At 40.1% G+C, this 3,308-nt stretch carries 2 protein-coding genes; both read left to right on the top strand.

Translation table 11 applies throughout. The features are described from left to right. On the top strand, positions 1 to 982 hold a 982-nt coding region (locus Q1A70_RS19370), incomplete at its 5' end, for a helix-turn-helix domain-containing protein (RefSeq protein ID WP_299697565.1). A 1,274-nt stretch (positions 983 to 2,256) separates the two neighbouring features. After that, the gene (locus Q1A70_RS19365; RefSeq protein WP_299695700.1) at positions 2,257 to 2,952 is read left to right on the top strand and encodes a glycosyltransferase family 25 protein; all 696 of its coding nucleotides are present in this window, start codon (positions 2,257 to 2,259) and stop codon (positions 2,950 to 2,952) included. Positions 2,953 to 3,308: the final 356 nt, after the last annotated feature.

Raw genomic sequence — 3,308 nt, 5'->3', positions numbered from 1 at the left:
AAGCGACCATAAAGATACCCAAATCACTCATAAAATTGAGTCGAAATGGGTAGGGGTCGGCGCAGCCGAAAGGGCTGCTGTTCTTCTTATGTCACCGTCTATTGCTAGTCCCGTCAGAACACTCAAGCCTTGGGTAGATCTTGGCATTAGCCTAAGGACTTCTTTTAGATGGAAGGCTGTTGGAAAGGTTTATCAGATAACAGTCCTTTTTGGGCTTTCAAAAAGAGGTTTATTGTTTATGGCTCATTTGATGCCTATCTCTAAAGCGCTCGTTCGCGGTCAAGAAAAGGAGCTTCTTGTTTTGAGGTTCCTCGCTTTTGAAACGTATACGAATTTTGAACATCTTTGTTTTCTTCTTCAATCTGCTAAATCGAATACATCATCTTTACTGAAAAGAATGGTTACTCGTGGGCTTTTGATTAAGCGTTCTGTGACTTATCGAGGCCGTGACCTGAATTTGTGGGGGATTACTGCTCTAGGGGTGGAGAGTTTAGGGGATGTTGGCTTCTCTGTTCGTTGCTTCAATGGATTGCGCTTTAGTCTTCAACGGTTAGACCATAAGTTGATGACACAGCGTACTCGAATGGCTTTTTCACAGTTATCTTGGGCTGACTTTCAGACCTTTACTCATCACCAAGCGTTCAAAGAACAACTTAAATTGAAGCATTATCCTGATGCTCTTGTTCATTCTCGGCTAGATGATGGGGTGTTTGCGGTTGAAGTGGTTTTAACGTTGAAAACAGTCTCAATCTATCGAGCGATGATTAAAGAGCATATCATCGCGAAACGACAAGGGGCTTGGAGTCATGTTGTGTTTGTTGTCGAGAATGAAGGTTGTAAACATCTCCTACAGAATCGTTTTAATCACATTAAATACATTGCCTTTGATGAATCTCGCCAACCATTTGAATGTCATGAGGCAATGGTCAGCATTCTGGTGTTGGAAGATATGATCCGTTATCGCTTTAAAAGAGCTTCTTAAGCATTCATTTACGCTTATAACCGTTCTCGGCACTTGTTGGCTCCGAGAACGGTTATAAGTATTGCTTGCTTGACATTAGCTTAAAAAACTAAATAAAAGAGCAGCTTAGGAACATGTTCCTAAGACCTAGGGTGCGTATCGCTACGCGAGACTAAGCTACTTTTCAAGTGCGAAATGGTCGTGCTCTTCGTCCCCTTCCTTTCTGCTAGTAAACTATCTTAGTCTCGCCCTGCTCAACGCACCCCAGAGCATGCACTAAAATTAGCAATTCCCCTCTCCAGTTCGGCACTTTCAGTGATTGAATTTCTTAACGCTTATAGAGCACTTTCATTTCCACATAACAATTAAACCCCCTCGGAGGGGGACGCTGAACGCGATTGATTTAGGAAACGAAAAGCTGACGCTCTCACTCCGTTCGCTTGTCGGATCGTACTTAGTCATGAAAGAACTTCGTTCATTTCACGACTAAGCACGCTCTCAAATCGCAAACTTTCGGTTATGGGCGTTACGGTGTGATATTTGGGTGAGTTCAAAAGATGTTAATTCGAGCTGAGATTCGGCCTGAATGCGTCACAAACTTACAAGGCGTTATGGAAGTACATTGCCTTAAGTAAGTGTCCTAAATCTTCGCTAAGAGCGTTTGAGGCGGTCTGGGGGCTGTTTCTGATGGCAAACTCACGCATTTACCATAATAGGAATAATGAACACCTAAAAATCAGCCTATACTCCTCGTTTTCTGATACTCAACTTTACTGGGAAAGAGCATTGAATAGTGGAACGACTCCCAATAAGGCACCCAATCCACAACTCCCCAAGCCCACGATAATAATGGATAATAAAAAGTTATCCATTATCAAATTTACAATGTGTTTAAACCAATTAACCTTGGTTTTAGGGGTTTTGCGCCCATTTCAGCGATAAGTCCAATGTGACGGCTTCACCCCTCATCCGTAAAAGCGTTACAGCAAATCAGCTTCCACAGAATAATCAATTAATGCCGATGGATTTTCGAATCAAAGCAGACATCGCTACTGCCAGTGATCTAGAAGTGCACTCCAACGTCATAACGTTTTTTGTGCAAAAATCACTCAAAAGTATCGTTGATATTAGAAATCATAATTTCGCTAGACCTTACAGGACATAGCCTCTGAGCTAAGTCTGGACTTTCTGCTGAAATGGGCGCAAAACCCCATAATGCGTCTCACTTATAACGTGTATCACATCTATCCTAATTTCAATTAAAATGTCTTTTCGATTTTTGGAGTGCGTTTACTATGAAAAAAATAAAAATTTATGTTTTAACAACTAGAGATAAAGATAGAGTTCATAGGATGGAACGCCTACTTGATGGAGTTGAATTTAATTTTGTTGATTCATTGAGTGTTGATGAGCTTAAAAGAATAGAAAATAAGTTCGCTAAAGAGTCTTTAAAATTCAGGAAAAAAGCAATTATGCTTGGTGAGTTTGGAGCTTTTAGCACCCACTCTATGGCATGGAAGTTAGTTGATGAATCAAATGAAATGGGAATAATTATAGAAGATAGTGCTGATTTTGTTAAAGATGCATCAGTACTTTTTAGTGATGATGTCTATAATCAAATTATAAATAACGGCTTAATTTCTTTTACTGACTATGACCATAACGTTGTACGCCCCAAAAATAAACCGGTTTTGTTTGATGATCTTAAGCTAAAGAAAGCATTCCCTATACGTTGTTATGGAATCACACCAGAAACGGCTAGGACTTTATTGGAGCATATGGATATGACCGGTATGGTTCAGCCAGTAGATAAGTGGATGTCAATTTATAAATTATCCGGTGTCTCTGGATTCTTAAGCAATATTGGTATTGCGATAAGGGCTCCGAAAAATGAACTGAAAAGCATAGCAAATGCAAGGAGAGGTAAAGTTTCATTTAATCCTTTAAATTTAATATACCGCAGAATAAATAAAATTAGGTATAAATATTAAACATCCTAAAGTCATATCGATATTTAGAGGTTTTCTTAGGGGTGATTTACCATAATGGCACTTAGTGCGCATCGAGATTCAAACACAAGAACGGCTCCCAATGGGAGCCTTTTTTGTTTGGGAAAGCTATGACCGGTTAAAAGGATCATTGAGATCAATCGCTTTTGGGATTAATCTATTTCCCAGATGTGACAAAACCAGCCGTAGGAAGCTGGTTTTGGTCGGAGTACTTACTAGTTTAGCCACTGGGTAAGTCCTTTCATGATAGCCATATCACGTAAGCACTTCAAGTACTCCTGCACTCTGTTTGGATTCAAGATGTTTTGGACAGAGCGACGCGCATCAGCCACCGACCA

It is taken from the genome of uncultured Vibrio sp. (assembly GCF_947488985.1).
GTDB lineage: Bacteria > Pseudomonadota > Gammaproteobacteria > Enterobacterales > Vibrionaceae > Vibrio.
This window is presented reverse-complemented; position numbering and strand designations above follow the sequence as displayed.

Coding starts and splice junctions, on each gene's coding strand:
- Q1A70_RS19365 (WP_299695700.1), top strand. CDS start 2,257: ATGAAAAAAATAAAAATTTATGTTTTAACAACTAGAGATAAAGATAGA.